Raw genomic sequence first — 22,821 nt, forward strand, 5'->3', positions numbered from 1 at the left:
TGGTGCGCGGCGGCCTTTTTATGCCTGCATGCTGGCATTAATGGAAGGTGACCACCCCCGAGGAGGTGTGTCGGCTCGGGGGTGTGATCAAATGCACGTTTGTGAATTAGGCAGGAATAACGCGGTTTTGTCTGCCAAAAGGCGGATATGGCGGTATCGGGTGTGGCTTATGGGGCCCCCACGTGCGAAAACTGTCGATCCAGCTGATACGATTTGCTTCGGGTTACCGCGGGGTTAAGTGTTGCGCTTTTATCCTGCACGGTAAATCCCTGTCTTGTTCACGCTGATGTGCGACGGAGTCCGTGTTCAAGGCAGAGAGTTTGAGACGTCCATCGCACCACAGAAGCCAGCTATTGGCTGTGTGGCCCGAACACGGGAGAGAACGCTGAGCGTTACAACATTGGCTATGAAAGGGCACTTCCATACGCCCGATCTAGGTGAAGAATTCTTCCCGGGGCAAATTGATGCCGACCATCTGTTTTTTGGTGACTTCGCCGACGGATGGTTCGCGCTTGATCGCCTGATGCTGATTCGCATTTTGATGACGCTAATTGTGGTGATCCTTTTCTGGGCTGCCTTTAAGAACCCTAAGTTGGTTCCTTCTGGCATTCAGAATGTGGGCGAGAACGCGGTCGACTTCGTCCGCGTCCACATCGCCGAGGACATTTTGGGTAAGAAGGAGGGAAAGCGATTCCTGCCAATTATCGCTAGCATCTTCTTCGCGGTTCTGTTTATGAACGTCGCGACCGTTATCCCGGGACTTAACGTCTCGCCCAACGGTCGTATTGGTATGCCAATTGTGTTGGCAGCCGTTTCGTACATCGTCATGATTTACGCCGGCGCCAAGCGTTACGGCTTTGGTAAGTTCATTCGCTCCTCCGTAGTGATTCCGAACTTGCCACCGGCATTGCACCTCTTGGTGGTACCGATTGAGTTCTTCTCTACGTTCATTCTGCGACCGGTTACCCTTGCAATTCGTCTCATGGCGAACTTCCTTGCTGGACACATCATCTTGGTTCTTCTCTTCTCTGCTACGAACTTCTTCTTCTGGCAGCTAAATGGTTGGACCGTCCTGTCTGGGCTGACCGTGGTCTTGGGCTTGGCTATGAGCCTGTTCGAGATTCTGGTTATCTTCTTGCAGGCGTACATCTTCGCTTTGTTGACGGCGGTGTACATCGAGTTGTCCTTGCACGCTGATTCGCACTAAGGACGAGGTCGACGAGCGCGACCGAGTAATCCACCTAATTACACAACACTGACATTCGGTCCGGTTCGGACTGAAGATTTTTACGAAAGGGAACGACTTTCACCATGAACGAAATCATTCTGGCACAGGATGCTGCTACGACGTTCGAGGGCTTCGGCACCATCGGCTATGGCCTGGCTGCTATCGGCCCAGGTATCGGTATCGGCATCGTTGCCGGCAAGACCGTTGAGGCTATGGCTCGCCAGCCGGAGATGGCCGGCCAGCTGCGTACCACCATGTTCCTGGGTATCGCCTTCACCGAGGCCCTGGCCCTTATCGGCCTGGTTGCCGGCTTCCTGTTCTAAAAGTACGAGTTTTCCAAACCGAAACTTTTAAGACGGGAGACCTATGAATAACGTCGTTTATATGCTTGCAGCAGAGGGCGAGGAGAACCCAGGTTCGGGTAGCTTCTCCGTTCTTCTGCCCAAGAACTATGACATTTTCTGGTCTTTGCTGTGCTTCATCGTAATTCTCTGGCTGTTCTGGAAGTTCGTACTTCCTCGTTACACCAAGTTGCTCGAAGAGCGTGAAGACCGGATTGAGGGCGGCATGAAGCGCGCTGAGGCCCAGCAGGCCGAGGCCAAGGCTGCTCTAGAAAAGTACAATGCTCAGCTGGCTGATGCCCGCGCAGAGGCAGCCGAGATCCGCGAGCAGGCGCGCGAGCGCGGCAAGCAGATCGAGGCTGACGCGAAGAGCCAAGCGGAAGAGGAATCCCGCCGCATCGTCGCCAATGGCGAAAAGCAGTTGGAAGCTTCTCGTGCGCAGGTTGTTACTGAGCTGCGTTCCGAAATGGGACAGAACTCCATCAACCTGGCAGAAAAGATTCTGGGCGGCGAGCTTTCTGACGCCTCCAAGAAGTCCTCTACCATCGATGGCTTTTTGTCCGAGCTCGACTCTGTGGCACCGGCCGGAAAGTAGGCAACTATGAAGGCAGCTAGCCGCGAAGCACTCGCGAACTCACAATCCCGTGTGGATGAAATCCTCGCTGGCGATAAGAATGTCGCTAGTGCAGTCCAAGCGGGCCTGGATATCTTCGAGGTCGCCGACGTCTTGGATGGGGACCGCGAATTGCGCGTGTCCTTCATCGACGTTGCAGCCCCGGCTGAAGCACGCAAGTCCTTGGCCGAGAATCTCTTTGGCTCCAAGATTTCTGCGGGTGCCCTGAGCATCCTGCAGGAAGCTGCGGCGAACCAATGGTCTTCGCCGAAGGACTTCGTCAACGGGCTTGTATCCTTGGGCCGCCGCGCATTGCTGCGCGCAGCCGAGGCGCAGGGCCAGTTGGGCCAGGTCGAAGACGAGCTTTTCCGCTTGGCGCAGATTCTGGACCGCGAGGGCGAGCTTACCCAGCTGCTTTCCGATCGAACTGCTGAATCCGCACGCAAGCGCGGATTGCTGGCAAACGTGCTCTACGGCAAGGTTACGATGTTTACTGAGGCGCTCGCGCTGCAGGCCATCAGCCGCCCAGAGCAAAACCCCATTGATGACGTAGCCGGATTGGCCGATACTGCAGCAGCCCTGCAGGATCGCACCATCGCGCGCGTGGTCGCTGCGGGTGAATTGAATGAAGGCCAGCAGGCAGTACTCGCTGAGAAGCTGGGCAAAATTTATGGTCGTGCGATGTCCATTCACTCTGAGGTTGACACCAGCCTCCTCGGTGGCATGCGCATCCGCGTCGGCGATGAAATCATTGACGGCTCGACGGCAGGCAAGATTGCCCGCTTCCGTGCCCAGATGGTATAGCCGAAACGACAGAAACGATTTAAGTAAGTGCTGGAAGATACTACCGAGAGCAGGAAGAACATGGCGGAGCTGACGATCTCCTCCGACGAGATCCGTAGTGCGATTGCGAACTACACCTCGAGCTACTCCGCGGAGGCCTCCCGTGAGGAGGTCGGCGTGGTCATTTCGGCAGCTGACGGTATTGCGCAGGTTTCTGGCCTGCCATCCGTTATGGCGAATGAGCTGCTCGAGTTCCCCGGCGGCGTAATTGGCGTCGCACAGAACCTTGACACCAACTCCATCGGTGTCGTGGTCCTGGGTAACTACGAGTCCCTCAAGGAGGGCGACGAGGTTAAGAGGACCGGCGAGGTCCTTTCCATCCCCGTGGGCGAGGACTTCCTCGGCCGCGTTATTAACCCACTGGGCCAGCCCATTGACGGCTTGGGCCCAATCGAAAGCGAAGAGGAGCGCGTCCTCGAGTTGCAGGCACCTTCCGTGCTGCAGCGCCAGCCGGTTGAGGAGCCAATGCAGACCGGCATCAAGGCTATCGATGCGATGACCCCGATCGGCCGTGGTCAGCGTCAGCTGATCATTGGTGACCGTAAGACCGGTAAGACCGCGGTTACCATCGATACCATTTTGAACCAGAAGGCTAACTGGGAGTCCGGCGACAAGGACAAGCAGGTCCGTTGTATTTACGTCGCCATCGGCCAGAAGGGCTCGACCATCGCCAGCGTGCGCCGCACCCTTGAGGAGCACGGCGCGCTGGATTACACCACCATCGTGGCGGCCCCGGCTTCTGATTCCGCCGGCTACAAGTGGCTGGCACCGTTCTCCGGTGCTGCATTGGGCCAGCAGTGGATGTACCAGGGCAACCACGTCCTGGTTATCTACGATGACCTGACCAAGCAGGCTGAGGCATACCGCGCAATTTCGCTGTTGCTGCGCCGCCCGCCGGGACGTGAGGCTTACCCAGGCGACGTCTTCTACCTGCACTCCCGCTTGCTGGAGCGCGCTGCCAAGCTTTCCGATGACATGGGTGCCGGCTCCATGACCGCACTGCCCATCATCGAGACCAAGGCCAATGACGTCAGTGCCTTCATTCCGACCAACGTCATTTCCATTACTGACGGTCAGGTCTTCTTGGAGTCCGACCTCTTCAACCAGGGTGTTCGCCCGGCTATTAACGTCGGTGTGTCCGTCTCCCGTGTTGGTGGTGCGGCACAGACCAAGGGTATGAAGAAGGTTGCCGGTAACCTCCGTCTTGACCTGGCTGCATACCGTGACCTGCAGGCATTCGCTGCCTTCGCATCCGACCTGGACGCTGCCTCCAAGGCACAGCTGGAGCGCGGCTCTCGCTTGGTCGAGCTGCTGAAGCAGTCCGAATCCTCGCCGCAGCCGGTGGAATACCAGATGGTATCCATCTACCTCGCCGAGGCAGGCATCTTCGACGTCGTTCCCGTCGAAGACGTTCGCCGCTTCGAGGCCGAGGTGCACGAGTACCTCAACGCCAATACTCCAGAGGTCTTTGAGCAGATCGCCGGCGGCAAGGCGCTCAGCGATGAGTCCAAGGAAGCACTCGAGGCCGCAGCCAAGGAGTTCGCTCCTACGTTCCGCACCTCCGAGGGCCACAACTTGGGTACCGAAGAGCCTGTAGATCCTTTGGACGAAAATGACGTGAAAAGCACCGAGCTCAACGTCTCCCGGAAGACGGCTAAGTAGAGTTCAGCTCTCGTAATTAACCGTCTATATGAAAGAAGGGAGGAGAAACGATGGCTAATCTTCGCGAATTGCGCGACCGCATTCGGTCCGTGAACTCGACTAAGAAGATCACTAAAGCCCAGGAGCTCATTGCTACCTCGCGCATTACCAAAGCGCAGGCTCGGGTGGAAGCCTCTCAGCCGTACGCGACTGAGCTGACCAATGTCATGAACAGGTTGGCTGCAGCGTCGACGCTAGAGCACCCTATGCTGCGCGAGCGTGAAGACGGCAACGTCGCCGCGATTCTCGTAATCACCTCTGACCGAGGCATGTGCGGTGGCTACAACAACAACGTCTTCAAGAAGGCAGCCCAGCTCAAGGCCCTCCTCGAAAGCAAGGGCTACGAGGTAGTTCGCTACGTCACCGGCAGCAAGGGCATCGGCCACTACAACTTCCGCGAGGAAGAGGTAGCAGGCAGCTGGGATGGTTTCTCTCAGGATCCAACCTGGGAGGGCACCCACGATGTGCGTCGCCACATGATCGATGGCTTCGTTGCTGGTTCGAAGGGCACTACCAAGGGCCGCGAGGGCCTGCATGCGGAAGGTGAAGGCGCAGGTGTCACCGGTTTCGACCAGGTACACGTCGTCTACACCGAGTTTGAGTCCATGCTGACTCAAACCGCGCGTGCACAGCAGCTTTTGCCTGTTGAGCCGGTAGTGCAGGGCGAGGAGTACGAGATGGGTGACTCCGCACTGGAAGATCCGGAGCCGACGGAAAACATTTCCGCGGACTTCGAGTTCGAGCCGGACGCGGATACCCTGATGGAAGCGCTGCTTCCGCAGTACGTCTCGCGTATCCTGTTTGCTATGTTCTTGGAGGCTTCGGCTTCCGAGTCCGCTGCACGCCGTACAGCTATGAAATCTGCAACTGACAATGCAACCGAGATGGTCAATGACCTGTCTCGTGTGGCCAACCAGGCCCGTCAGGCGCAGATTACCCAGGAAATTTCAGAGATCGTCGGTGGCGCTGGCGCGCTATCTGACAGCGCAGAAAGTGACTAGATTATGACTACAGCTCTGCAAGAGCAGAATGCACAGTCTTCGGCAGTCGCCGGTCGTGTCGTGCGCGTCATCGGTCCGGTGGTGGACGTGGAATTCCCACGCGAGGCACTTCCGGCCCTGTACAACGCACTCCACGTCGAGATTAAGCTCGAAGCTGTGGCAAAGACCGTCACCCTCGAGGTCGCTCAGCACCTCGGTGACAACCTCGTTCGTACCGTGTCCATGGCACCTACCGATGGCCTCGTCCGTGGCGCCGAGGTAGTCGACTCCGGAGAGCCTATCTCCGTTCCGGTCGGCGACGTCGTCAAGGGCCACGTCTTTAACGCCCTCGGTGACTGCCTCGATGAGCCAGGCCTCGGCCGCGATGGCGAGCAGTGGGGTATCCACCGCGAGCCACCAGCGTTCGACCAGCTCGAGGGCAAGACCGAGATCCTCGAAACCGGTATTAAGGTCATTGACCTGCTGACCCCTTACGTTAAGGGTGGCAAGATTGGCCTCTTCGGTGGTGCAGGTGTGGGTAAGACGGTCCTGATTCAGGAAATGATTACCCGTATTGCCCGCGAGTTCTCCGGTACGTCGGTCTTCGCCGGCGTCGGCGAGCGCACCCGTGAGGGCACCGACCTCTTCCTGGAAATGGAAGAGATGGGCGTTCTGCAAGATACCGCCCTTGTCTTCGGCCAGATGGACGAGCCACCAGGAGTTCGTATGCGCGTGGCTCTGTCCGGCCTGACCATGGCGGAGTACTTCCGCGATGTGCAGAACCAGGACGTGCTGCTGTTCATTGACAACATCTTCCGTTTCACCCAGGCCGGCTCCGAGGTATCCACCCTGCTGGGTCGCATGCCTTCCGCCGTGGGTTACCAGCCAACCTTGGCTGATGAGATGGGTGTGTTGCAGGAGCGCATTACCTCCACCAAGGGTCGTTCCATTACCTCTCTGCAGGCCGTTTACGTGCCCGCCGATGACTACACTGACCCGGCCCCAGCCACGACCTTCGCCCACTTGGATGCGACGACCGAGCTGGACCGTGCCATTGCTTCCAAGGGTATTTACCCGGCAGTGAACCCGCTGACCTCTACCTCTCGTATCCTCGAGCCAGGCATTGTGGGCGAGAAGCACTACGAGGTAGCACAGCGCGTCATCGGTATTCTGCAGAAGAACAAGGAACTGCAGGACATCATCGCCATCCTTGGTATGGACGAGCTGTCTGAAGAAGATAAGGTGACCGTGCAGCGTGCCCGCCGTATCGAGCGTTTCTTGGGCCAGAACTTCTTCGTCGCGCAGAAGTTCACTGGTTTGGAGGGTTCCTACGTGCCGCTGCAGGACACTATCGATGCCTTCGAGCGCATCTGCAACGGTGAGTTTGACCACTACCCAGAGCAGGCCTTCAACGGCTTGGGTGGCTTGGACGACGTCGAAGCTGCATACAAGAAGTTGAACGAGAAGTAGGGAGAGGCACATGGCTGACATCACCGCCGAATTGGTTTCCGTCGAGCGCTCATTGTGGTCTGGTCAGGCCTCCATAGTGACGGCTGAGACCACCGAGGGTGAGATCGGCGTGCTTCCCGGTCACGAGCCTGTGATCGGTCAGTTGATCGACAATGGCGTAGTGACCATCCACCCAGTTGATGGCGCGCGGCGCGTTGCCGCCGTCCAGGGTGGCTTCCTCTCCGTTACCCAGGACAAGATTACCGTCCTCGCTGATTGGGCCATCTGGTCCGATGAGGTGGATGAGGCCCAGGCGGAAGAGGACTCCTCTTCGGCTCATGAGCTCACCAAGTCCCGCGGTGAGGCTGCATTGCGTGCACTTCGCCGCGCAGCAAAGGCTGAATAAACCTTGGATTGGTAGGAGAGGGCAGCAATAGCCGCCCTTCCTGCTCTCAGAAAAGCGCACTGGAATGTATCCGGTGCGCTTTTTCACGTTTTCTTTGCCTTTTCTTATTGGCGCGGAGGAGGAATCAGGCGCTACAATCCAAATAATTGTTCTTTCACTAACCAAGGATGGCGTGTGGAGCCCATGAATTCAACGGTTATCTCGGTGGTCCTGTGGGCCTTAGCGTTGGTGGTACTGCTGGTGGTCTTGCTGGCGGCCCTGCGATTTTTTACCCTGCGCTCGCGCGGCACCGCGGTGTTGCTGCGCTCAATGCCGGCGAAGGATAGCTTTTCCTGGCGCCATGGCGTGCTGCGCTATACCGGAGAAGTTGTTGAATACTTCAAACTGCGCTCCGTATTCCCACGCTATAACCTGTGGTTTAACCGCCTCGACATCACGATTTTGAACTCTCGTTCTTTGGATGATGACGAGGCTTCTTTTATGTCTGATGCCACCGAGGTGGTGCACTTTAGCACCGGGGATGCGGAATACGAGCTGGCTTCCGATGCCCGCGGGATCATGGCCTTCGAAGCCTGGGTCGAGGCTGCGCCGTCCAAACGGCAACAGCGCTTTGATTACAAGCAGTTGCGGGAGCGAGCCACCCGGCAGTCCAAGCGCCAATAGCAACAGGCTAGGGTAGTAGCCATGCGCTTAGTAATCGCCCGTTGTTCAGTTGATTACGTGGGACGGCTCGACGCCCACCTGCCCTTGGCGGACCGCCTGCTCATCGTCAAAGCAGACGGCTCGGTATCTGTGCATGCCGATGACCGCGCGTATAAGCCCCTCAATTGGATGACGCCGCCGTGTACGGTGCAAGAATCCGTCATCGAGGACGTGGATGGCAATGACACCGGCGAGGTCTTGTGGCTAGTGGAAAACCCGAAGGGTGAGCAATTGCGCATCACTATCGCGGAAATCCACGAGGATATCTCCTACGAGATGGGCGAAGACCCCGGCCTGGTAAAGGACGGCGTGGAGGCACACCTACAGGAGCTTTTGGCCGAAAAGATCGACACGCTGGGTTCCAATTTCACCCTCGTGCGCCGCGAGTACCCCACGGCCATTGGCCCGGTAGACATCATGGCTAAAGATGCCGATAACCGGAATGTTGCCGTGGAGGTCAAGCGCCGCGGCGGGATCGACGGAGTAGAGCAATTGACCCGCTACCTCGAGCTATTGAACCGCGATGAACTAATCGCGCCGGTATCTGGCATCTTTGCTGCGCAAGAGATTAAGCCGCAAGCTCGAACGCTTGCCGAAGACCGCGGCATCCGCTGCGTGGTCTTGGATTACCAAGAGCTGCGCGGGCTCGAGTCGAAAGAATTGCGGTTGTTTTAATGCCACGGCGAAATAGGCGGAAACCGCAGGAATTCCGGCCACTGCCCAAGGACGGCTCCACCTTCTTCGGTTCGCAGACGGTCGAGGGCCCCAGCTGGACGCACGGGGAGCCTTATATCATGCGGCACATTGGTTCCGCGCGGGCGCAAAAGTTCTATATCTGCCCGGGATGTAACCAAAATATTCCGCCTGGGGTTGCCCACATCGTCGCCTGGCCGCGCGATACCGGCAGGCAGGGCGATGACCGCCGTCATTGGCACCGGCATTGCTGGGAGCGAAGGTAGACTTACGGGCATGATTGTTGCATTTTCAGTAGCACCCGCAGTGGTGGATAATGACTCCGGCGAGATGGCCGATGCCGTGGCGGAGGCGGTCCGCGTGGTGCGGGAATCCGGCCTGCCTAATGAAACCAACGCCATGTTTACCCTTGTAGAAGGCGAGTGGGACGAGGTTTTCGGCACGATTAAGAAGGCCACCGAAGCGGTACGTGCGGTATCGCCGCGCACCTCGTTGGTTATTAAGGCCGATATCCGCGAAGGCGTGACGAATCAGTTGACAGATAAAGTAGACGCCGTGAATCGTCGTTTAGCTAAGGAGGATTAATGACTTCTGCGAATAATGCTTATGTAGGCGGCGCCCTCGATCTTAGCCAGGTCAAGGCGCGTGCGGAAGCCCGCCAGCAGGCGCAAGAGCAGCCGCAGTCTAACGGAGTCCAGCCGTTTTTTACGGTCACCGAGGCGAATTTCGAGACCGAGGTGGTGCGCCGCTCCACTGAGGTGCCGGTCGTCGTCCTTGTCGGCACCCCGCGCTCTACCCAGTCCGACCAGCTGAAGCAGGACCTGCAGGAATTAGCCGCGGCGGGAAACCTTAGCTTCCTCGTAGGCTACGTGGATGCGGATGCCACTCCACAGGTCGCGCAGGCCTTCGGCGTGAAGAACCTACCTACCGTGATAGCCATTGGCGCAGGCCAGCCGCTGACTAATTTCGAGGGAGCCCAGCCAAAGGATGCTCTCAAGCAGTGGCTGGATAGCTTGGTAGAAAACGTCGGACCGCAGCTTAAGGGGCTTGAGTCCGCACCGGCCGCAGCGGAGGAGGAAGAAGAGGACGACCCTCGCCTGCAGGAGGCAGAATCCTTCCTGAACTCCGGCGATTTCGACGGCGCTATTAAGGTCTACGAATCCATCTTGGAATCGGAACCGGATAATACCCAGATTAAGCAGGCGCGGGACACAACGAAGCTTCTCAAGCGGCTGGACCCGGCCAACCAAACCGAGGACCCGATTGCTGCTGCGGATGGGGATAAGGGGGACATCGATAAGCAAATGCGTGCCGCCGATGCAGAAGTCGTCGCAGGTGCCCCTGAAAAGGCCTTTGACCGCCTCATCGAGGCCATGAAGGTTACCGCCGGTGATGAAAAGGCGCAGCTCAGGGAACGCCTGCTTGAGCTCTTTGGCCTCTTTGCCGGCAATGATCCGCGCGTTCTTGAAGCGCGCACGAAGCTGGCAAGCGCGCTGTATTAAAGTCGGCGGAGCTGTGTCAATTACTGCGGGCGGTGAATAGATCAGTCACAATGGAAGGCGTGAACGACGTAACCCCAACTGATCAAGACTGGCTCATCGACTTCCGTGGCGTGGAGCTTCGCCGCGGTGGCAAGAACTTGGTAGGGCCCGTGGACTGGCAGGTCGAGCTCGATGAACGCTGGGTCATCATCGGGCCGAACGGTGCCGGAAAGACCTCCCTGGTTCGCATGGCGGCCGCGGAGGAATTTCCCTCCAAGGGCACGGCCTTTTTGATGGGCGAGCAAATTGGCAAGACCGATATGCGTGATCTGCGCGCGCTGATTGGTCTTTCCTCTGCCGCCGTGCAATCGCGCATTCCCGCGGATGAGCGGGTCTATGACCTCGTCATTTCTGCCGGTTACGCAGTCTTGGGCCGGTGGCGCGAAGAGTATCAAGACATGGACTTTTCCCGCGCCGATGACATCTTGGCCCAGGTTGGCGCTAGCCACTTAAAGGACCGTACGTGGACGACGCTTTCGGAAGGCGAGAAGAAGCGCGTCATCCTCGCCCGCGCCTTGATGTCCAACCCGGAGCTACTCATCCTCGATGAGCCTTCGGCCGGCATGGACCTCGGCGGGCGCGAGGACCTCGTGGGATACTTGGGCGATCTCGCGATGGATCCGGACGCCCCAGCCATCGTCATGATTACCCACCATGTGGAAGAAATCCCGTACGGCTTTACCCACGCGATGCTTCTGGATGAAGGAGAAGTGGTAGCAAAGGGTCTCATTAACTCCGTGCTGACCTCGGAGAATCTATCCCAGGCCTTCCACCAGCCCATTCAGGTAGATCGCATTGGGCAGCGATACTTTGCCCGCCGGATATCTTAATGAACAACGAGATTCATGACCGGCTCGATGCGATCGACGCCAGCGATACCACCGGGTTTAACGGTGGGCGCATGGCGGCGACTGTGCTCTTGCTTCGCGATGGCCCCGACGGGCTCGAGGTCTGGGTGCAAGAACGCGTGAGCACCATGCGCAACTACCCAGGCCATGCCGTATTTCCTGGCGGTGGGGTAGACCCGCGCGATTTCCCACCGCGTTCGTGGGATTCCGGTGACTTGTGGGCCGGAAAGTCTGTTGTGGCTATGGCTCGGCGGATGGGAGTCACCAAATACAAGGCCCACGCCCTCGTCTTCGCCGCGGCCCGCGAGCTCTTCGAGGAATCTGGTACCTTGTTTGCGATCCGGGATGACGGCACGATTTCTAATGCGCGCCGGTATCACCGAGAGAGACGTCTCTTGGAAAGCCACACCATCTCCTTCACCGAGTTCCTTAGCAATAACGGGATGCGCGTCGATGCCGATATGCTCCTTCCCTGGGCTCGGTGGGTGGGGCAAAGCAAAAACCATTGGTTTGATACTTTTTTCTTCGTTGGCCTGCTTCCGAGCGGGCAGGAGCCGGACGGGGACACTCACGAGGCGGATGATGCCGGATGGTTTTCGCCGCAGCTCATCCTAGAAGGCTGGCGGGCAGGCCTCGTCCGCCTTGTAGTTCCCACGTGGGCGCAAATGCAACGGTTATGCAAGTACTCCACCGTCCAGGAGGTGCTTGATGATGCCTCCTCGTCCGACCTTCGCCCCGTCATCGGCGATCCCCGCGATGACCCGCAGTATGCGGAATATTTCGCCACCACCCCTACAGAGCGCATATGAGTTTTAACCTCGATGAAGTCCGTTTCTTAAGCGAGCACAACGCCGAACTGGCTAGCTTGGACTTGGAGCTGAGCAAGGCTTCGCAGCTGAAGGATCTGAAAAAGCTGAAAGCGGCCTACGGCGATTATGCGCGCTGTGCCATGGAGCTACTTACTGCCCGGCGGGGCGGAAAGTTGCCCGAGACCTGGCTTATGGATGCCGATTCCGCCCAGCAAGCCACCCCGCTGCCCGTCGCGCGCTATCGGTCCGAGTTCTTGCGGCAGCGGGGAATGCGCACCGTCCACGATGTCACGTGTTCCATCGGCACCGAAGGGTATGGAACGAGCCTTGACTACTTCGGTTCCGATATCGATGCCTCGCGCCTTGCCATGGCCCGGCATAATTTGGCATCTAACGCGTTCTTTCAAGCAGATGCGCTCACTACGACCACCACAGCGGACGTCATTATCGCCGATCCCGCCCGTAGGAAGGCGGGGCGTCGCATCTCCCGTCCGGAGGATTTGCTGCCACCGCTACCGGATCTGATCGCCGCGCACAGGGACGCCCACGTGGCCATTAAGTGCGCACCCGGCCTTGATTTCAGTGACTGGGACGGATTGGTCACCGTCAGCAGCGTCAATGGGGCAGTTAAGGAAGCGTGCCTCTACACACCAGGCCTCGGAACGGGCAGGCACGCGGTGATGATTCAGGGCGAGTCAGTTGATGTCCTCACGGATGAAGAGCAGAACCTGCCAGAGGCTGGCGAGATCGGCACCTACCTCATTGATCCAGATGGGGCAGTGGTGCGCGCTGGACTCGTGCAGCACTATGCGGCGCGCGAGGGCTTGTGGCAGATTGATCCGCGAATTGCGTACCTGACGGGCGAGCGCATTCCACAGGGAACGTCGGGATTTCCATTCATAGAAAAGGTCCCCCTAAAGCGCCTAAAATCTGTACTAAAGGCCTATGATGCAGGCAGCCTAGAAATCCTTGTGCGCGGCGTAGATGTGGACCCTGACCAGCTAAGAAAACAGATGAAGTTGAAGGGATCGCGGCCTTTCGCGGTCATCATTACGCGAATTGGCTCACAGGGTATCGCTTTGCTCTGCCAACCCCGAGTATTATCGTCCGAAGATAATTACGCAATATAAATCTATCGGAAAGGTGAGTGCCCTTAATGCCAACGATTGTGGCTCTGGTCAAGCATGTACCGGATACGTGGTCCACCAAATCTTTGGAGGATGACCACACCCTGGATCGCACCTCCGTGGACAACATCATTGATGAGATTAATGAATACTCCGTGGAACAGGCGCTGCGCCTGCGCGATGAAAATCCGGATGAAAACTACCGTGTTGTCGCTGTAACGATGGGCCCCGCACAAGCAGATGAGGCCCTCCGCAAGGCGCTTGCGATGGGTGCAGACGACGCGGTCCTCGTATCCGATGACGCCCTAGCCGGCGCCGATGCACTGTCTACCGCCTGGACACTGAACGCAGCGATTAACACGCTAGAGGATGTTCAATTGATCACCTTGGGCAATGAGGCTTCCGATGCCTCGACCGGAACGCTCGCGGGATTGCTCGCTGAATACCGCCAGCTGCCCGCCTTGACCGAGCTGCACCAGGTGGAGCTTTCGGGCAGTACGGTAAAAGGCAGCCGCGAGGACGCCCGCGGAACCTGGGAGCTCGAGGCCGCCCTTCCTGCGATTATTTCCGTCACCGATAAGGCGGATAAGCCGCGTTTCCCCAACTTCAAGGGACTCATGGCCGCAAAGAAGGCGGAGATCACCACTCTGAGCGTGGCGGACTTGGGCATCGAAGCCATTGCGCCCACCACGACCGTTACCGAATCTTCCAAGCGCCCGCCGCGCACGGCCGGCGAGGTTATCTCTGAGCCGCAGCCGCAGGATGCTGCGAAGAAGATTGCTGACTTCCTAGCCGCAAAGAACTTGATTTAGGAGTAAAAATGTCTCACGTTTACGTACTTGTTGAACACGATGCAGACAGCATTCTCCCCGTCACCGGTGAGCTCATTACCGCCGCACGCGAATTGGGTACGGTGTCTGCGGTGGTCGTCGGCAAGCAGGCAGATGCCTTCGATGCCGAACTAGCTGCCCTCGGTGCCGCCCAGGTGGTGCAGGCGACGGCGGAGGATTATGAGCAGCGCCTGGTGACCCCTGAGGTTGATGCCTTGCACGCCCTGGGCGCAGCCAATCCGGCGCCCATCGTCCTGGCCGCCAGCCCGACGAATAACGAGATTGCGGGCCGCCTGTCTGCCCGCCTGGCTTCCGGCGCGCTCGCGAATGTGGATTCCATCAAGGCGGATGGCTCTGCAACCATGACCATTTTCGGTGGCACCTACGAGACCACCTCGCAGGCTTCCGGCAGCTGCCCGATCTATACCCTGCAGCCTGGTTCCGTTGCGGCGGAGCCCCAGCAGGTGGAAGCCCAGCCGGCCCCCATGCCGCTGCCTGCGGCAACCGAGAAAGACGTCAAGGTTAATTCCTTTACTCCCGCTGAGAAGTCCGCCCGCCCCGAGCTCACCGCAGCCAAGGTCGTGGTCTCCGGCGGCCGCGGCGTGGGCGATAACTTCGCCGAGATCGTTGAGCCGCTTGCCGATGCCCTCAGTGGCGCCGTCGGTGCCACCCGCGACGCCGTCGATGAAGGCTTCTACGATGCCACCCACCAGGTGGGCCAGACTGGCGTGACCGTGTCGCCAGATCTCTACATTGGCTTGGGCATTTCCGGTGCCATTCAGCACACCTCGGGCATGCAGACCTCCGGCACCATCGTGGTGGTCAACCAAGACCAGGATGAGCCGTTCTTCCAGATCGCTGATCTTGGCGTCGTCGGTGACCTGCACGAAATCGCCCCAGCCCTGACCGAGGAATTGAAGGCGCGCCAGTAATGCCGCACTATTTCGACTACGCAGCAACCCAGCCGATGCGCCAATCCGCCATCGACGCATGGGTTGCCGCCTCCGGCTCGCTCAACTCCAGCGCCCAGTACGCCTCTGGCCGCAGGGCACGCTCCGTGCTTGACGATGCCCGCGAGAAAGTCGCCTCCCTCCTTGGGTGCGAACCCATCGAGGTCATCTTTACCTCCTCTGGTACCGAGGCGGATAATATCGCTATCCAGGGACTTTATGCGGCGGGAAATACCAACCGCATCATCTCGACGGATATTGAGCACCCAGCCGTGCGCGATACCGTGAGCAAGCTTGCCCAAGCCGGCGCCACCGTGGACCTGCTCCCCGTGGACCGCAGCGGGCATATCAGCGATGGGGGCGCCTTCGCAGAACCTGCCGATCTTGCCACCTGCATGTGGGCCAATAACGAAACCGGTGCGATTCAGCCGATCGAGGAGCTTGCCTCCCTCGCGCAACAATCCGGTATTCCCATGCACGTGGATGCTGTGCAGGTAGCGGGCAAGCTGCCCATCAATTTCGCGGAGTTGGGCATCACAACGCTCGCCGCCAGCGCTCACAAGTTTGGCGGCCCGCGCGGCATCGGCGTGCTATTAGCCAAGCGCACCCCAGCGCCGCAGCCGATTTCCTATGGCGGCGGCCAAGAGCGTGGACTACGCCCAGGCACCGTGGACGTCGCCAGCGCCTCGGCGCTCGCCGCTGCCTTGGAAGAGTCGATTGCCGAAAGCGCTGCCGAGGGCGAGCGCATCGCTGGACTACGGAACAAGCTGCGGGATCGGATCCTTTCTTCCATTGACAACGTCGTGGTGAATTCCACCGAGCCATGCTTGCCGTCGCACCTACACGTTTCTTTCCCCGGCACTGATGGCGACAGCCTCATCATGCTGCTGGATTCGCTGCAGATTGAGGCATCGACTGGCAGTGCCTGCAGCGCAGGCGTCAACCGCATGTCCCACGTGCTTTCTGCAATGGGTGTCAGCGAGGATGAAGGAATTGGATCCCTCCGGTTTACCTTGGGGCGCCTTACCTCCGAAGACGATGTGGATTACGTGCTCGCGCACTTGCCAGATGTTGTTGCTCGGGCCCGCACGGTTTAGGTATCAGCCCTTTCTTTGGCAGCATTGCGCCGCGCGGCGATTGCCTGGGCAACGGTGAGCGCCCAGTTCTTATTCTTCGCCGCTAGCGGCCCCTGCGGTTCATCGTATTCCCACCGCCCGTCTTGGAAGAGCCAGACAATGTCCCCGCTGTGCGGATCCATGATGTAAAAGGCGCTTTTATCCGTCTTTACATTGTGGTGGTGCTGGCACAGCGAGGCCAAGTTTCCCGCCGTTGTTTTTCCTCCCTCTGAGAAATCGATCCTGTGATCCTTCTGGCCCCTGTAGGCCGGGCGGTTGCACCCCGGCCAGCGGCACACACCATCTCGACCCTCCACATAAGCACCGATGAGCGGCGGAGTGGAGTAGGACGGGCTGACCCTTGTTGCCGCTTGGTCCATATCGCGTGTGGTGGCCGGGGTTAGGCGGTCTGCGGTATCTGGGTGAATCCACCCGTAGCCCTGGATAAAACCTGGAGCCGCATTTACGTCGCTGGCGCGGTACATATAAAGGTGTACCTGAGACTTATCTTCGATATTTCCGAGGATCAATTGGGCCAGAGCATCGGCCTTACTGATTCCGTGTTCTTCTGCCGTACGCTGGACAACCTCGTCAATGAGGATGAGCGCATCTTCATTGAACTCGACGTTTAACCCTGCTCTTCCGGCCGCGGTGGGGTAGATGAAATAGGAATCATTTTGCGCTTCCTCTTCCTCGGATTCCTTGTCGCCTGTAGCGTCCGGTGATTCCATTGTGATGAGACCGTTGAGCTTTCGACGCAGGGCGGCATTCGATGGAAAGCTTTGGCCGGGCTTTGTGGGAGTCAGGTATTTTTCCAGTTCGGCGTCTATGCGCTGGAGGACGCTGTTGTCTACTTCGCCAAGCTTGCTTAAAACCGCATCAATGGTAATAAGCCGAGAGAAATCGAGGAAGTAGTAAGTTTCCTGCAGCAGTTGGGTGCGCGGCAATTCCTCTAAGCGGTACAGCGCCATGGTGATATCCCTCGTGCGCCGTTCGCTTAAGCCGGTGCGACCCGCCAGGCTATGGCACGCAATATCGAAATCGTCTTCTAAACTTGGTCGAATTTCCTTCCAGAGTAGGTAGTCGGACTTTCTATTGCAGGTTGCACTAACCGCGATGTCATCGTGTGGGTCAGTGATGAGGTAGTAGGGCTCCACGGCGATTATCCCCCGAATTTCGCACTAAGTTTCTAATTTCCATAGCTCCACCATAAGCTGCCCACTCAACCCTCGCAAGCCGAAAAGCGAAAATATGTTCTAAATGGTACATTTCCAACGAGTTTGTCTACGCGAGTGAAAAATTCCTTTCTAAGTTGCGTGTGTTGCAAATGTGGTTAGTGTGAATGGTTGTTAAACTCTCGCGCATGACAACTATGAGGGCACTCCGCAAGAGCATCATCGCGGTTATCGCTGCAGTTGCAGTCACGGTAAGCGGGACCGCTGCCGCACAGGCAGCATTGGGAACCAGCGCACCAAAAGGTATTGATATTGCTGCCCACCAGCACCCAGGTGGCATGCCTATTGACTGGAATAAGGTGAAGTCTGATGGCCAGTCCTTTGCCTTTGTGAAGGCAACTGAGGGTGGGGACTGGATTAACCCGCACTACGTCAAAGATATTCAAGCCGCCAATCTGCACGGCCTGAAGACCGGTGCATACCACTATGCGCGTCCAGCTGGCGATGCGAAGACGCAGGCCGCAAACTTTGCCACGCAGATTGCATTGGCGCCGAATCAGACGTTGCCGCCGGTGCTCGATATCGAGGTTTCCGAGGGCAAGTCCGCCTCCCAGTTGGAGAGCTGGATCGAGGAATTTACCTCCGAGCTCAAGCGCCTGACCAACCGCACGCCAATGATTTATACCTATAAGTACTTCTGGATCGGTGAGATGAATAACTCCCAGAAGTTCTCCAATATGCCACTGTGGTTGGCGGCATACCAGGATGAAGCGCCGGATCCAGTGGGTGGGTGGAAGAACCTGTCCTTCTGGCAGCGCTCCGGATCGGGCAAGGTTGCCGGTATTCCAACCGATGTGGATTTGAACCTCTTCAATGGCACGAAGCGGCAGCTTGATTCCTTTAGCGGCGGAAATTACGTCGATATCGGCGGCGCGCTCGATAGCCTCGTGCTTGATGATGGCGTCGATCTGAGCGCCGATAGCACTCCGCTGATTGGCGCCATCTTCGCTCTTGCGGCAGGCCTCATCGCCATGCCCCAGCTTGCCGATGCCGCCAAAGACGCCGGCCTCGACGCCCAAGCTGCCGAGGGCTTGGCAGCCTTTGTGAAGACCTTGGAAGACGAGGACGCTCTGCCTCTCAAGCAGCTTGGCAAGATGGCAGTCGGTGACTTCACCGTCGGTGACTTGGCGATGTTGCTAGAAAACGCTGGCCATGTCAATGGCGTCGACAAGGGCGAAGTCTCTGGAGCTCAGGTAGAAGAAGCCAAGGATGCGGCGAAGAAGGCCGGTGCCGATGTCCCCGACTTCGACGCTAATCAGGTGGCCGAGCTGCTCAATCGTGTACTGAAGTAGCTCCCGCAAAGAATTTTCGGGTCCAGCTTTCATCCTTAAAGTGAGCTGGGACGGCCCCGCCTAAGAGTGCCTTTGCCAGCTGAGCGGCTTGGACCGAGCCTTCAGCTGGCAGTTCTGTGTCTGAGGCCAGCAAGATGATGTTTCCATACCGGCGCCCTTTGAGCATGGGCGGGTCAGCGATTACGGCGAGGTGATCGAAGACCTCAGAAAGCCCGGCCAGCTCTTCCTTAGCCAAGTGGAGATCCGAGTGATCGCCGCAGTTCGCCACGTAGAGGCCGCCGGCAGACAGGGATGCTTTAGCCGCTTGGAAAAACTCCACAGTGGTTAGGTCTTTCGGGGTTTTATCCCCAGCGAAGACATCGCGGATAATGATATCGCGGCTGGCGGGCAGAAAACCTTCGGTTTCCTTTCGGGCATCGCCGGGGCGGATCTTGACGGTGGGGGAGCGGGGGACATCGAAAAGATCGCGGACTAATTCGCCCAGTTTGGCATCGAGCTCGACTACCGTATGGCGGCTGTCCGGCCACAGGTCGGCAAAATAGCGCGGGAGTGAGCAACCTGCCCCGCCGAGGTGGGTAACGCGCAGTTTATTGGGCGAGACCGTATTAAGCTGTTCTACCGCCGCTGCGATCCAGCGCATGTACTCAAAGTCGAGTTCCTGCGGCTCGCCCAGCACGATATGGCTGCTAGGAACGCCATTGACGTTAAGGATATAGGCCCCGTCGCGGAATTCATCCGGCACAACCTCGGCGGTGCCGGTGGAGATCTCGTAGGTGCCGGTGATGCCTGACCTGTTCGCGGCTCGCTTTCTACCCATGGGGTTCAAGCTTAGGGAATGGAATCGATTTAAGCTGCGTTGGGGCAAGGGAGTACACTTTCGGGCCTGTAGTCGAGGTATTTAAAGGGGAATGCAATGCGAGTATTGGTAGCAATGTCTGGCGGCGTGGACTCATCTGTCGCCGCCGCCCGTGCGGTGGAGGCTGGCCACGATGTCGTCGGCGTGCACCTGGCGCTGCATAAGGACGCGCAGCAAACGCGCGAAAAGGCCCGCGGCTGCTGTTCGCTGGAGGATTCCGCCGATGCCCGCCGCATTTGCGATAAGTTGGGCATTCCGTTTTATGTCTGGGACTTTTCGGAGGAATTCAAGGAAGAGGTCATCACGGACTTCGTGGATTCCTATGCCCGCGGTGAAACCCCGAATCCTTGCCTGCGCTGCAATGAGAAGATTAAATTCCGCGCATTGCTGCAAAAGGGTATGGCCCTGGGCTTTGATGCCGTTGCGACCGGCCACTACGCCACGCTTGATGATGACGGTTATATGCGCCGCTCCAAGGATGCGAATAAGGATCAGTCTTACGTGCTCGGCGTCATTTCCGCCGAGGAGTTGGACCACTGCTTTTTCCCCATCGGTGATACCCCCAAGCCACAGATTCGCGAAGAGGCTGCGGCGCACGGTTTTTCCACAGCGAAGAAGCCGGATTCCTATGACATCTGCTTCATTCCTGACGGCAATACCCAGCAGTTCCTTGGATCGCGCATCGGGCTTCGCCCCGGCATGATCGTGGATCAAGAGGGCACGGAGCTTAAGGAACATGATGGCGCGTGGAACTACACCATCGGCCAGCGCAAGGGCCTAGACATCAAGGCCCCGGCAGCCGATGGCCGCCCGCGCTACGTCACCGATATCGACGCTGCAACGGGCACGGTGACCGTCGGCGCGCGCGAGGACCTGGCGGTCACTGCCATTCGGGCCGATCGCCTGAAGTACCTGCACCCAGGCATGGACGGCGACTTTGAGTGCGAGGTGCAGGTCCGCGCGCACGGTTCTGTCGTGCCGTGCATCGCCCACGTGGACCGCGCCGCGGATTCGATGCGCCTAGAGCTCAAGGAGCCACTGTCTGGCGTTGCCCGTGGACAGGCTGCGGTGCTGTACTTGCCTTCCCCAGATGATCTGGGCGATATCGTCATCGGTTCCGGCACTATCTGCGAGACCGTGTAAATGACCGGCTTTGCACTTGGGCCCATGCCCGGTACCTCCATGGTGGAGGCCGCCGACATCATCATGGGAGAGACCGAACTTCCCGCGCTCCCGCAGCTCCCGCAGCGTGGCCTTGGCTCCGATGCGGTGGGGCGAACCGCAAGCATGCTTGAGGCCATTTCCCTTGACCGCGGCCCGCGTTCGTGGCGCATGACGGCGCGGCCGCAGCTATTGACTCGTCGCACGTGGGATCGCCTCGAGCGTGACCTCGACGAGGTACAGCAGGTGTGGGGAGAAAGCGTGCCCCGCGTTAAAGTCCAGGCGCTAGGGCCGTGGTCGCTGGCAGCCAGCATTGAGCTTGCCGATGGCCACCGAGTTCTTAGTGACCGCGGTGCCTTCGCCGAGCTTTCTGAAGCCCTTCTTCATGGGCTGCGGGCGCATGCAGATGATGTGGCACGCCGCTTCCACGGCGAAGTTGTGGTGCAGCTTGATGAACCTTTGCTTGCGGATATCGTGGCTGGACGCATCCCAGGTACCACGGATTTTGATTCTATCCCCGCCGTGGCTGACGAGGTAGCGCTAGAAACTCTGCTCGGCTTTGACGCGGACTACCTGCATGCCCCGCCGTTGTGGTCCATTGCTGGTGCCGCAACGACCTTGCTCGTCGATTTCCATAGCCCTCGTTATCGCCTCGATACCCCTGAGCATTTCGATGGCTTGGGAGAGCACCTGAGCGATGGCCATCGCATTGGTGTGGGGATTTCCGGATCGGATGCCCGTGCCGAGGCCATCGCGCTGGCCAAGCATCTCGACCGCATTGGCATGCCACGCGAACTTTTGGTCGATCGCTTTGATGTGTATCCCGTGCAGGCCTCTGCCCGAACCCTGCGTTCGGTGACGGAGACCTCGTCCATTCTTGCCCGAGACGCCGGTGACCTTTAATCCACTCGACCCAAGCTGTCGGTGGCTGTGAAATAGGCCTCCATATAGGGAATGACGAATCTAAGCTGGCCGTGACCGGTGGGTTCGATGAGATCGGCATCGATAAGCCGCTGGCGCGTGGCCGATAGGGACCGCACCGTGCGGTCGTGGTGTGCGGCGATAGCTTGAATTTCTGCAGTGTCGTTGTCCATGACAGCACTCATGGCTTCAAGGAAGCGGCGCTGTGCGGGTGGGAGCGTGAGGGTGGCGGGCTGGTGCACTTGTGTGCCTAGAACAGATATCGCCTCGGCCGAGATGGCTTGGACAGTGTTTTCTTCTATGCGGGTGGCGCCAGAGCGCTGTGCGTGGGCCCACGCCAGTGATCCGACGAGCTGAACCAGGTAGGGATATCCTCGAGATAGCTCCACGGCGGCGGAGACTGCATCTGCACTGAAATCGAGTCCCGAGTGTGCGGCGGTTTCCTTAAATGCAACGGTAGCGTTGGCAGGTGACAGCGGGCCTAGCACAAACTTTTGCGCGCGGCGCAGAAAGGTTACTCCGGGCAGCTCCAGCAGCCGGTTAATGCCCTGTGGCAGGCCGGCTACGACGATGGCGACATCGAGTTCATCGCGCACTAAGTCTTGGTAAGTAACGGCCAAGGAGGCCAATTCTTGGGCATCGGCATCTTGGACTTCATCGATGGTAAGGAGCACACCTGCACCCTTGAGCTGGGCGAGTAATTCGCGTAGCCGGGTATTTAAGGTGGGCTTATAGGCTTCATTCGTGTTGTGTTCGATTCCTATGGAGCCAAGGCCGCCGATTCCGATGCGGTTGACTTTGTGCTTATCTGCCGGTGCAAGCGTGTCCATGATGCGGGGGATGGTGGTCTCGACGAGCTCTTCCACCATGGCGCTGCGGCCGGAGGCGCGCAGCGTAATCCATCCGCGGGCGGCGGCGATGTCCTCCAACTCGTTGAGGAGGACCGTCTTGCCAATACCACGGGCGCCGCTAATGACGAGTGAGCGACCGGGGTGTCCAGGTTGGGCATCGAGCGCTGCGCGAAAGGTATCGAGGACCGCGGTGCGGCCGACCCAAAACAGCGGTGGGACGCCAAATGTGGGGCGGAAGGGGTTCTCGTGAAAGGACATAGTCTCCATCGTAGTCCAACCGGAGATTTGGGAGACTTTTTAACAACCGGAGATTTGGGAGACTTTTCACT

General features: G+C 58.6%; 25 protein-coding genes. 22 read left to right on the forward strand and 3 right to left on the reverse strand.

Annotated features, from left to right (window positions below; translation table 11 throughout):
* Positions 1-406 precede the first annotated feature (406 nt).
* From atpB to QP908_RS02100, 19 genes are all read left to right on the forward strand, one after another.
* Complete coding sequence (atpB, locus tag QP908_RS02010) at positions 407-1,207, forward strand: F0F1 ATP synthase subunit A (RefSeq protein WP_005280195.1); 801 nt, start codon at positions 407-409, stop codon at positions 1,205-1,207.
* 104 nt (positions 1,208-1,311) lie between these two features.
* Positions 1,312-1,551 (forward strand): ATP synthase F0 subunit C, encoded by a 240-nt coding sequence (locus tag QP908_RS02015; protein ID WP_005280196.1) that lies wholly within the window; start codon positions 1,312-1,314, stop codon positions 1,549-1,551.
* 43 nt (positions 1,552-1,594) lie between these two features.
* Entirely contained in the window at positions 1,595-2,164 is a 570-nt protein-coding gene (locus QP908_RS02020; protein ID WP_005280197.1) for a F0F1 ATP synthase subunit B, read from the forward strand.
* A gap of 6 nt (positions 2,165-2,170) precedes the next feature.
* Positions 2,171-2,986 (forward strand): F0F1 ATP synthase subunit delta, encoded by an 816-nt coding sequence (locus QP908_RS02025; protein ID WP_239267752.1) that lies wholly within the window; start codon positions 2,171-2,173, stop codon positions 2,984-2,986.
* A 60-nt stretch (positions 2,987-3,046) separates the two neighbouring features.
* The gene (gene atpA, locus QP908_RS02030; RefSeq protein WP_023017789.1) at positions 3,047-4,687 is read left to right on the forward strand and encodes a F0F1 ATP synthase subunit alpha; all 1,641 of its coding nucleotides are present in this window, start codon (positions 3,047-3,049) and stop codon (positions 4,685-4,687) included.
* A 50-nt stretch (positions 4,688-4,737) separates the two neighbouring features.
* On the forward strand, positions 4,738-5,727 hold the full coding sequence (locus QP908_RS02035) for a F0F1 ATP synthase subunit gamma (RefSeq protein WP_005280200.1): 990 nt from the start codon (positions 4,738-4,740) through the stop codon (positions 5,725-5,727).
* A 3-nt stretch (positions 5,728-5,730) separates the two neighbouring features.
* On the forward strand, positions 5,731-7,176 hold the full coding sequence (gene atpD / locus QP908_RS02040; protein ID WP_005280201.1) for a F0F1 ATP synthase subunit beta: 1,446 nt from the start codon (positions 5,731-5,733) through the stop codon (positions 7,174-7,176).
* Positions 7,177-7,186: 10 nt separating this feature from the next.
* Entirely contained in the window at positions 7,187-7,561 is a 375-nt protein-coding gene (locus QP908_RS02045) for a F0F1 ATP synthase subunit epsilon (protein WP_005280202.1), read from the forward strand.
* Between the two features lie 183 nt (positions 7,562-7,744).
* Positions 7,745-8,224: a DUF2550 domain-containing protein gene (locus QP908_RS02050; RefSeq protein ID WP_005280203.1), complete on the forward strand. Its 480-nt coding sequence runs from the start codon at positions 7,745-7,747 to the stop codon at positions 8,222-8,224.
* Positions 8,225-8,245: 21 nt separating this feature from the next.
* Positions 8,246-8,938 carry an endonuclease NucS gene (gene nucS / locus QP908_RS02055; protein WP_023017790.1) on the forward strand — a complete coding sequence of 231 codons (693 nt, stop codon included), beginning with the start codon at positions 8,246-8,248 and terminating at the stop codon, positions 8,936-8,938.
* A complete protein-coding gene (locus QP908_RS02060; RefSeq protein WP_237791990.1) occupies positions 8,938-9,222 on the forward strand; it encodes an Rv1322 family protein in 285 nt (94 codons plus the stop codon). The genes nucS and QP908_RS02060 overlap by 1 nt, the downstream gene beginning before the upstream one ends.
* Before the next feature lie 10 nt (positions 9,223-9,232).
* The gene (locus QP908_RS02065) at positions 9,233-9,541 is read left to right on the forward strand and encodes a thiamine-binding protein (protein ID WP_034653892.1); all 309 of its coding nucleotides are present in this window, start codon (positions 9,233-9,235) and stop codon (positions 9,539-9,541) included.
* On the forward strand, positions 9,541-10,458 hold the full coding sequence (locus QP908_RS02070) for a tetratricopeptide repeat protein (RefSeq protein ID WP_284771533.1): 918 nt from the start codon (positions 9,541-9,543) through the stop codon (positions 10,456-10,458). The genes QP908_RS02065 and QP908_RS02070 overlap by 1 nt, the downstream gene beginning before the upstream one ends.
* 50 nt (positions 10,459-10,508) lie before the next feature.
* Positions 10,509-11,327 (forward strand): ABC transporter ATP-binding protein, encoded by an 819-nt coding sequence (locus QP908_RS02075; RefSeq protein ID WP_005280209.1) that lies wholly within the window; start codon positions 10,509-10,511, stop codon positions 11,325-11,327.
* The gene (locus QP908_RS02080; protein ID WP_237799706.1) at positions 11,327-12,154 is read left to right on the forward strand and encodes an NUDIX hydrolase; all 828 of its coding nucleotides are present in this window, start codon (positions 11,327-11,329) and stop codon (positions 12,152-12,154) included. The genes QP908_RS02075 and QP908_RS02080 overlap by 1 nt, the downstream gene beginning before the upstream one ends.
* On the forward strand, positions 12,151-13,284 hold the full coding sequence (locus QP908_RS02085) for a THUMP-like domain-containing protein (protein ID WP_284771534.1): 1,134 nt from the start codon (positions 12,151-12,153) through the stop codon (positions 13,282-13,284). The genes QP908_RS02080 and QP908_RS02085 overlap by 4 nt, the downstream gene beginning before the upstream one ends.
* Before the next feature lie 26 nt (positions 13,285-13,310).
* Positions 13,311-14,093 carry an electron transfer flavoprotein subunit beta/FixA family protein gene (locus QP908_RS02090; protein WP_237791994.1) on the forward strand — a complete coding sequence of 261 codons (783 nt, stop codon included), beginning with the start codon at positions 13,311-13,313 and terminating at the stop codon, positions 14,091-14,093.
* A gap of 8 nt (positions 14,094-14,101) precedes the next feature.
* Positions 14,102-15,043, forward strand: coding sequence for an electron transfer flavoprotein subunit alpha/FixB family protein (locus tag QP908_RS02095; protein ID WP_284771535.1), 942 nt, complete (start codon positions 14,102-14,104; stop codon positions 15,041-15,043).
* A complete protein-coding gene (locus QP908_RS02100) occupies positions 15,043-16,158 on the forward strand; it encodes a cysteine desulfurase family protein (protein ID WP_284771536.1) in 1,116 nt (371 codons plus the stop codon). Before QP908_RS02095 ends, QP908_RS02100 begins: the two co-directional genes overlap by 1 nt.
* Here QP908_RS02100 and QP908_RS02105 read toward each other — a convergent pair.
* Positions 16,155-17,333 (reverse strand): HNH endonuclease signature motif containing protein, encoded by a 1,179-nt coding sequence (locus QP908_RS02105; protein WP_284771537.1) that lies wholly within the window; start codon positions 17,331-17,333, stop codon positions 16,155-16,157. The two genes, QP908_RS02100 and QP908_RS02105, sit on opposite strands and share 4 nt — an antisense overlap.
* A 206-nt stretch (positions 17,334-17,539) precedes the next feature.
* Between QP908_RS02105 and QP908_RS02110 the strand changes: the two genes are divergently transcribed.
* Positions 17,540-18,703 carry a glycoside hydrolase family 25 protein gene (locus QP908_RS02110; RefSeq protein WP_284771538.1) on the forward strand — a complete coding sequence of 388 codons (1,164 nt, stop codon included), beginning with the start codon at positions 17,540-17,542 and terminating at the stop codon, positions 18,701-18,703.
* Here the strand turns inward: QP908_RS02110 and QP908_RS02115 are convergent.
* A complete protein-coding gene (locus tag QP908_RS02115) occupies positions 18,684-19,520 on the reverse strand; it encodes a spermidine synthase (protein ID WP_284771539.1) in 837 nt (278 codons plus the stop codon). The genes QP908_RS02110 and QP908_RS02115 overlap by 20 nt on opposite strands.
* Before the next feature lie 96 nt (positions 19,521-19,616).
* Here QP908_RS02115 and mnmA point away from each other — a divergent pair, with 96 nt between their 5' ends.
* Both mnmA and QP908_RS02125 read left to right on the forward strand, forming a co-directional pair.
* Positions 19,617-20,702: a tRNA 2-thiouridine(34) synthase MnmA gene (gene mnmA / locus QP908_RS02120; RefSeq protein ID WP_284771540.1), complete on the forward strand. Its 1,086-nt coding sequence runs from the start codon at positions 19,617-19,619 to the stop codon at positions 20,700-20,702.
* On the forward strand, positions 20,703-21,623 hold the full coding sequence (locus tag QP908_RS02125) for a uroporphyrinogen decarboxylase/cobalamine-independent methonine synthase family protein (protein WP_284771541.1): 921 nt from the start codon (positions 20,703-20,705) through the stop codon (positions 21,621-21,623).
* Here the strand turns inward: QP908_RS02125 and QP908_RS02130 are convergent.
* Complete coding sequence (locus tag QP908_RS02130; RefSeq protein ID WP_308444747.1) at positions 21,620-22,750, reverse strand: DUF8462 domain-containing protein; 1,131 nt, start codon at positions 22,748-22,750, stop codon at positions 21,620-21,622. The two genes, QP908_RS02125 and QP908_RS02130, sit on opposite strands and share 4 nt — an antisense overlap.
* Between the last annotated feature and the right edge of the window lie 71 nt (positions 22,751-22,821).

This window comes from Corynebacterium sp. MSK204, from assembly GCF_030229885.1.
Taxonomy (GTDB): domain Bacteria; phylum Actinomycetota; class Actinomycetes; order Mycobacteriales; family Mycobacteriaceae; genus Corynebacterium.

Coding starts and splice junctions, on each gene's coding strand:
- QP908_RS02065 (WP_034653892.1), top strand. CDS start 9,233: ATGATTGTTGCATTTTCAGTAGCACCCGCAGTGGTGGATAATGACTCC.
- QP908_RS02060 (WP_237791990.1), top strand. CDS start 8,938: ATGCCACGGCGAAATAGGCGGAAACCGCAGGAATTCCGGCCACTGCCC.
- QP908_RS02020 (WP_005280197.1), top strand. CDS start 1,595: ATGAATAACGTCGTTTATATGCTTGCAGCAGAGGGCGAGGAGAACCCA.
- QP908_RS02015 (WP_005280196.1), top strand. CDS start 1,312: ATGAACGAAATCATTCTGGCACAGGATGCTGCTACGACGTTCGAGGGC.
- QP908_RS02130 (WP_308444747.1), bottom strand. CDS start 22,750: ATGTCCTTTCACGAGAACCCCTTCCGCCCCACATTTGGCGTCCCACCG.
- nucS (WP_023017790.1), top strand. CDS start 8,246: ATGCGCTTAGTAATCGCCCGTTGTTCAGTTGATTACGTGGGACGGCTC.
- atpB (WP_005280195.1), top strand. CDS start 407: ATGAAAGGGCACTTCCATACGCCCGATCTAGGTGAAGAATTCTTCCCG.
- QP908_RS02075 (WP_005280209.1), top strand. CDS start 10,509: ATGGAAGGCGTGAACGACGTAACCCCAACTGATCAAGACTGGCTCATC.
- QP908_RS02125 (WP_284771541.1), top strand. CDS start 20,703: ATGACCGGCTTTGCACTTGGGCCCATGCCCGGTACCTCCATGGTGGAG.
- QP908_RS02085 (WP_284771534.1), top strand. CDS start 12,151: ATGAGTTTTAACCTCGATGAAGTCCGTTTCTTAAGCGAGCACAACGCC.
- QP908_RS02080 (WP_237799706.1), top strand. CDS start 11,327: ATGAACAACGAGATTCATGACCGGCTCGATGCGATCGACGCCAGCGAT.
- mnmA (WP_284771540.1), top strand. CDS start 19,617: ATGCGAGTATTGGTAGCAATGTCTGGCGGCGTGGACTCATCTGTCGCC.
- atpA (WP_023017789.1), top strand. CDS start 3,047: ATGGCGGAGCTGACGATCTCCTCCGACGAGATCCGTAGTGCGATTGCG.
- QP908_RS02110 (WP_284771538.1), top strand. CDS start 17,540: ATGACAACTATGAGGGCACTCCGCAAGAGCATCATCGCGGTTATCGCT.
- atpD (WP_005280201.1), top strand. CDS start 5,731: ATGACTACAGCTCTGCAAGAGCAGAATGCACAGTCTTCGGCAGTCGCC.
- QP908_RS02070 (WP_284771533.1), top strand. CDS start 9,541: ATGACTTCTGCGAATAATGCTTATGTAGGCGGCGCCCTCGATCTTAGC.
- QP908_RS02090 (WP_237791994.1), top strand. CDS start 13,311: ATGCCAACGATTGTGGCTCTGGTCAAGCATGTACCGGATACGTGGTCC.
- QP908_RS02095 (WP_284771535.1), top strand. CDS start 14,102: ATGTCTCACGTTTACGTACTTGTTGAACACGATGCAGACAGCATTCTC.
- QP908_RS02050 (WP_005280203.1), top strand. CDS start 7,745: ATGAATTCAACGGTTATCTCGGTGGTCCTGTGGGCCTTAGCGTTGGTG.
- QP908_RS02025 (WP_239267752.1), top strand. CDS start 2,171: ATGAAGGCAGCTAGCCGCGAAGCACTCGCGAACTCACAATCCCGTGTG.
- QP908_RS02045 (WP_005280202.1), top strand. CDS start 7,187: ATGGCTGACATCACCGCCGAATTGGTTTCCGTCGAGCGCTCATTGTGG.
- QP908_RS02115 (WP_284771539.1), bottom strand. CDS start 19,520: ATGGGTAGAAAGCGAGCCGCGAACAGGTCAGGCATCACCGGCACCTAC.
- QP908_RS02035 (WP_005280200.1), top strand. CDS start 4,738: ATGGCTAATCTTCGCGAATTGCGCGACCGCATTCGGTCCGTGAACTCG.
- QP908_RS02100 (WP_284771536.1), top strand. CDS start 15,043: ATGCCGCACTATTTCGACTACGCAGCAACCCAGCCGATGCGCCAATCC.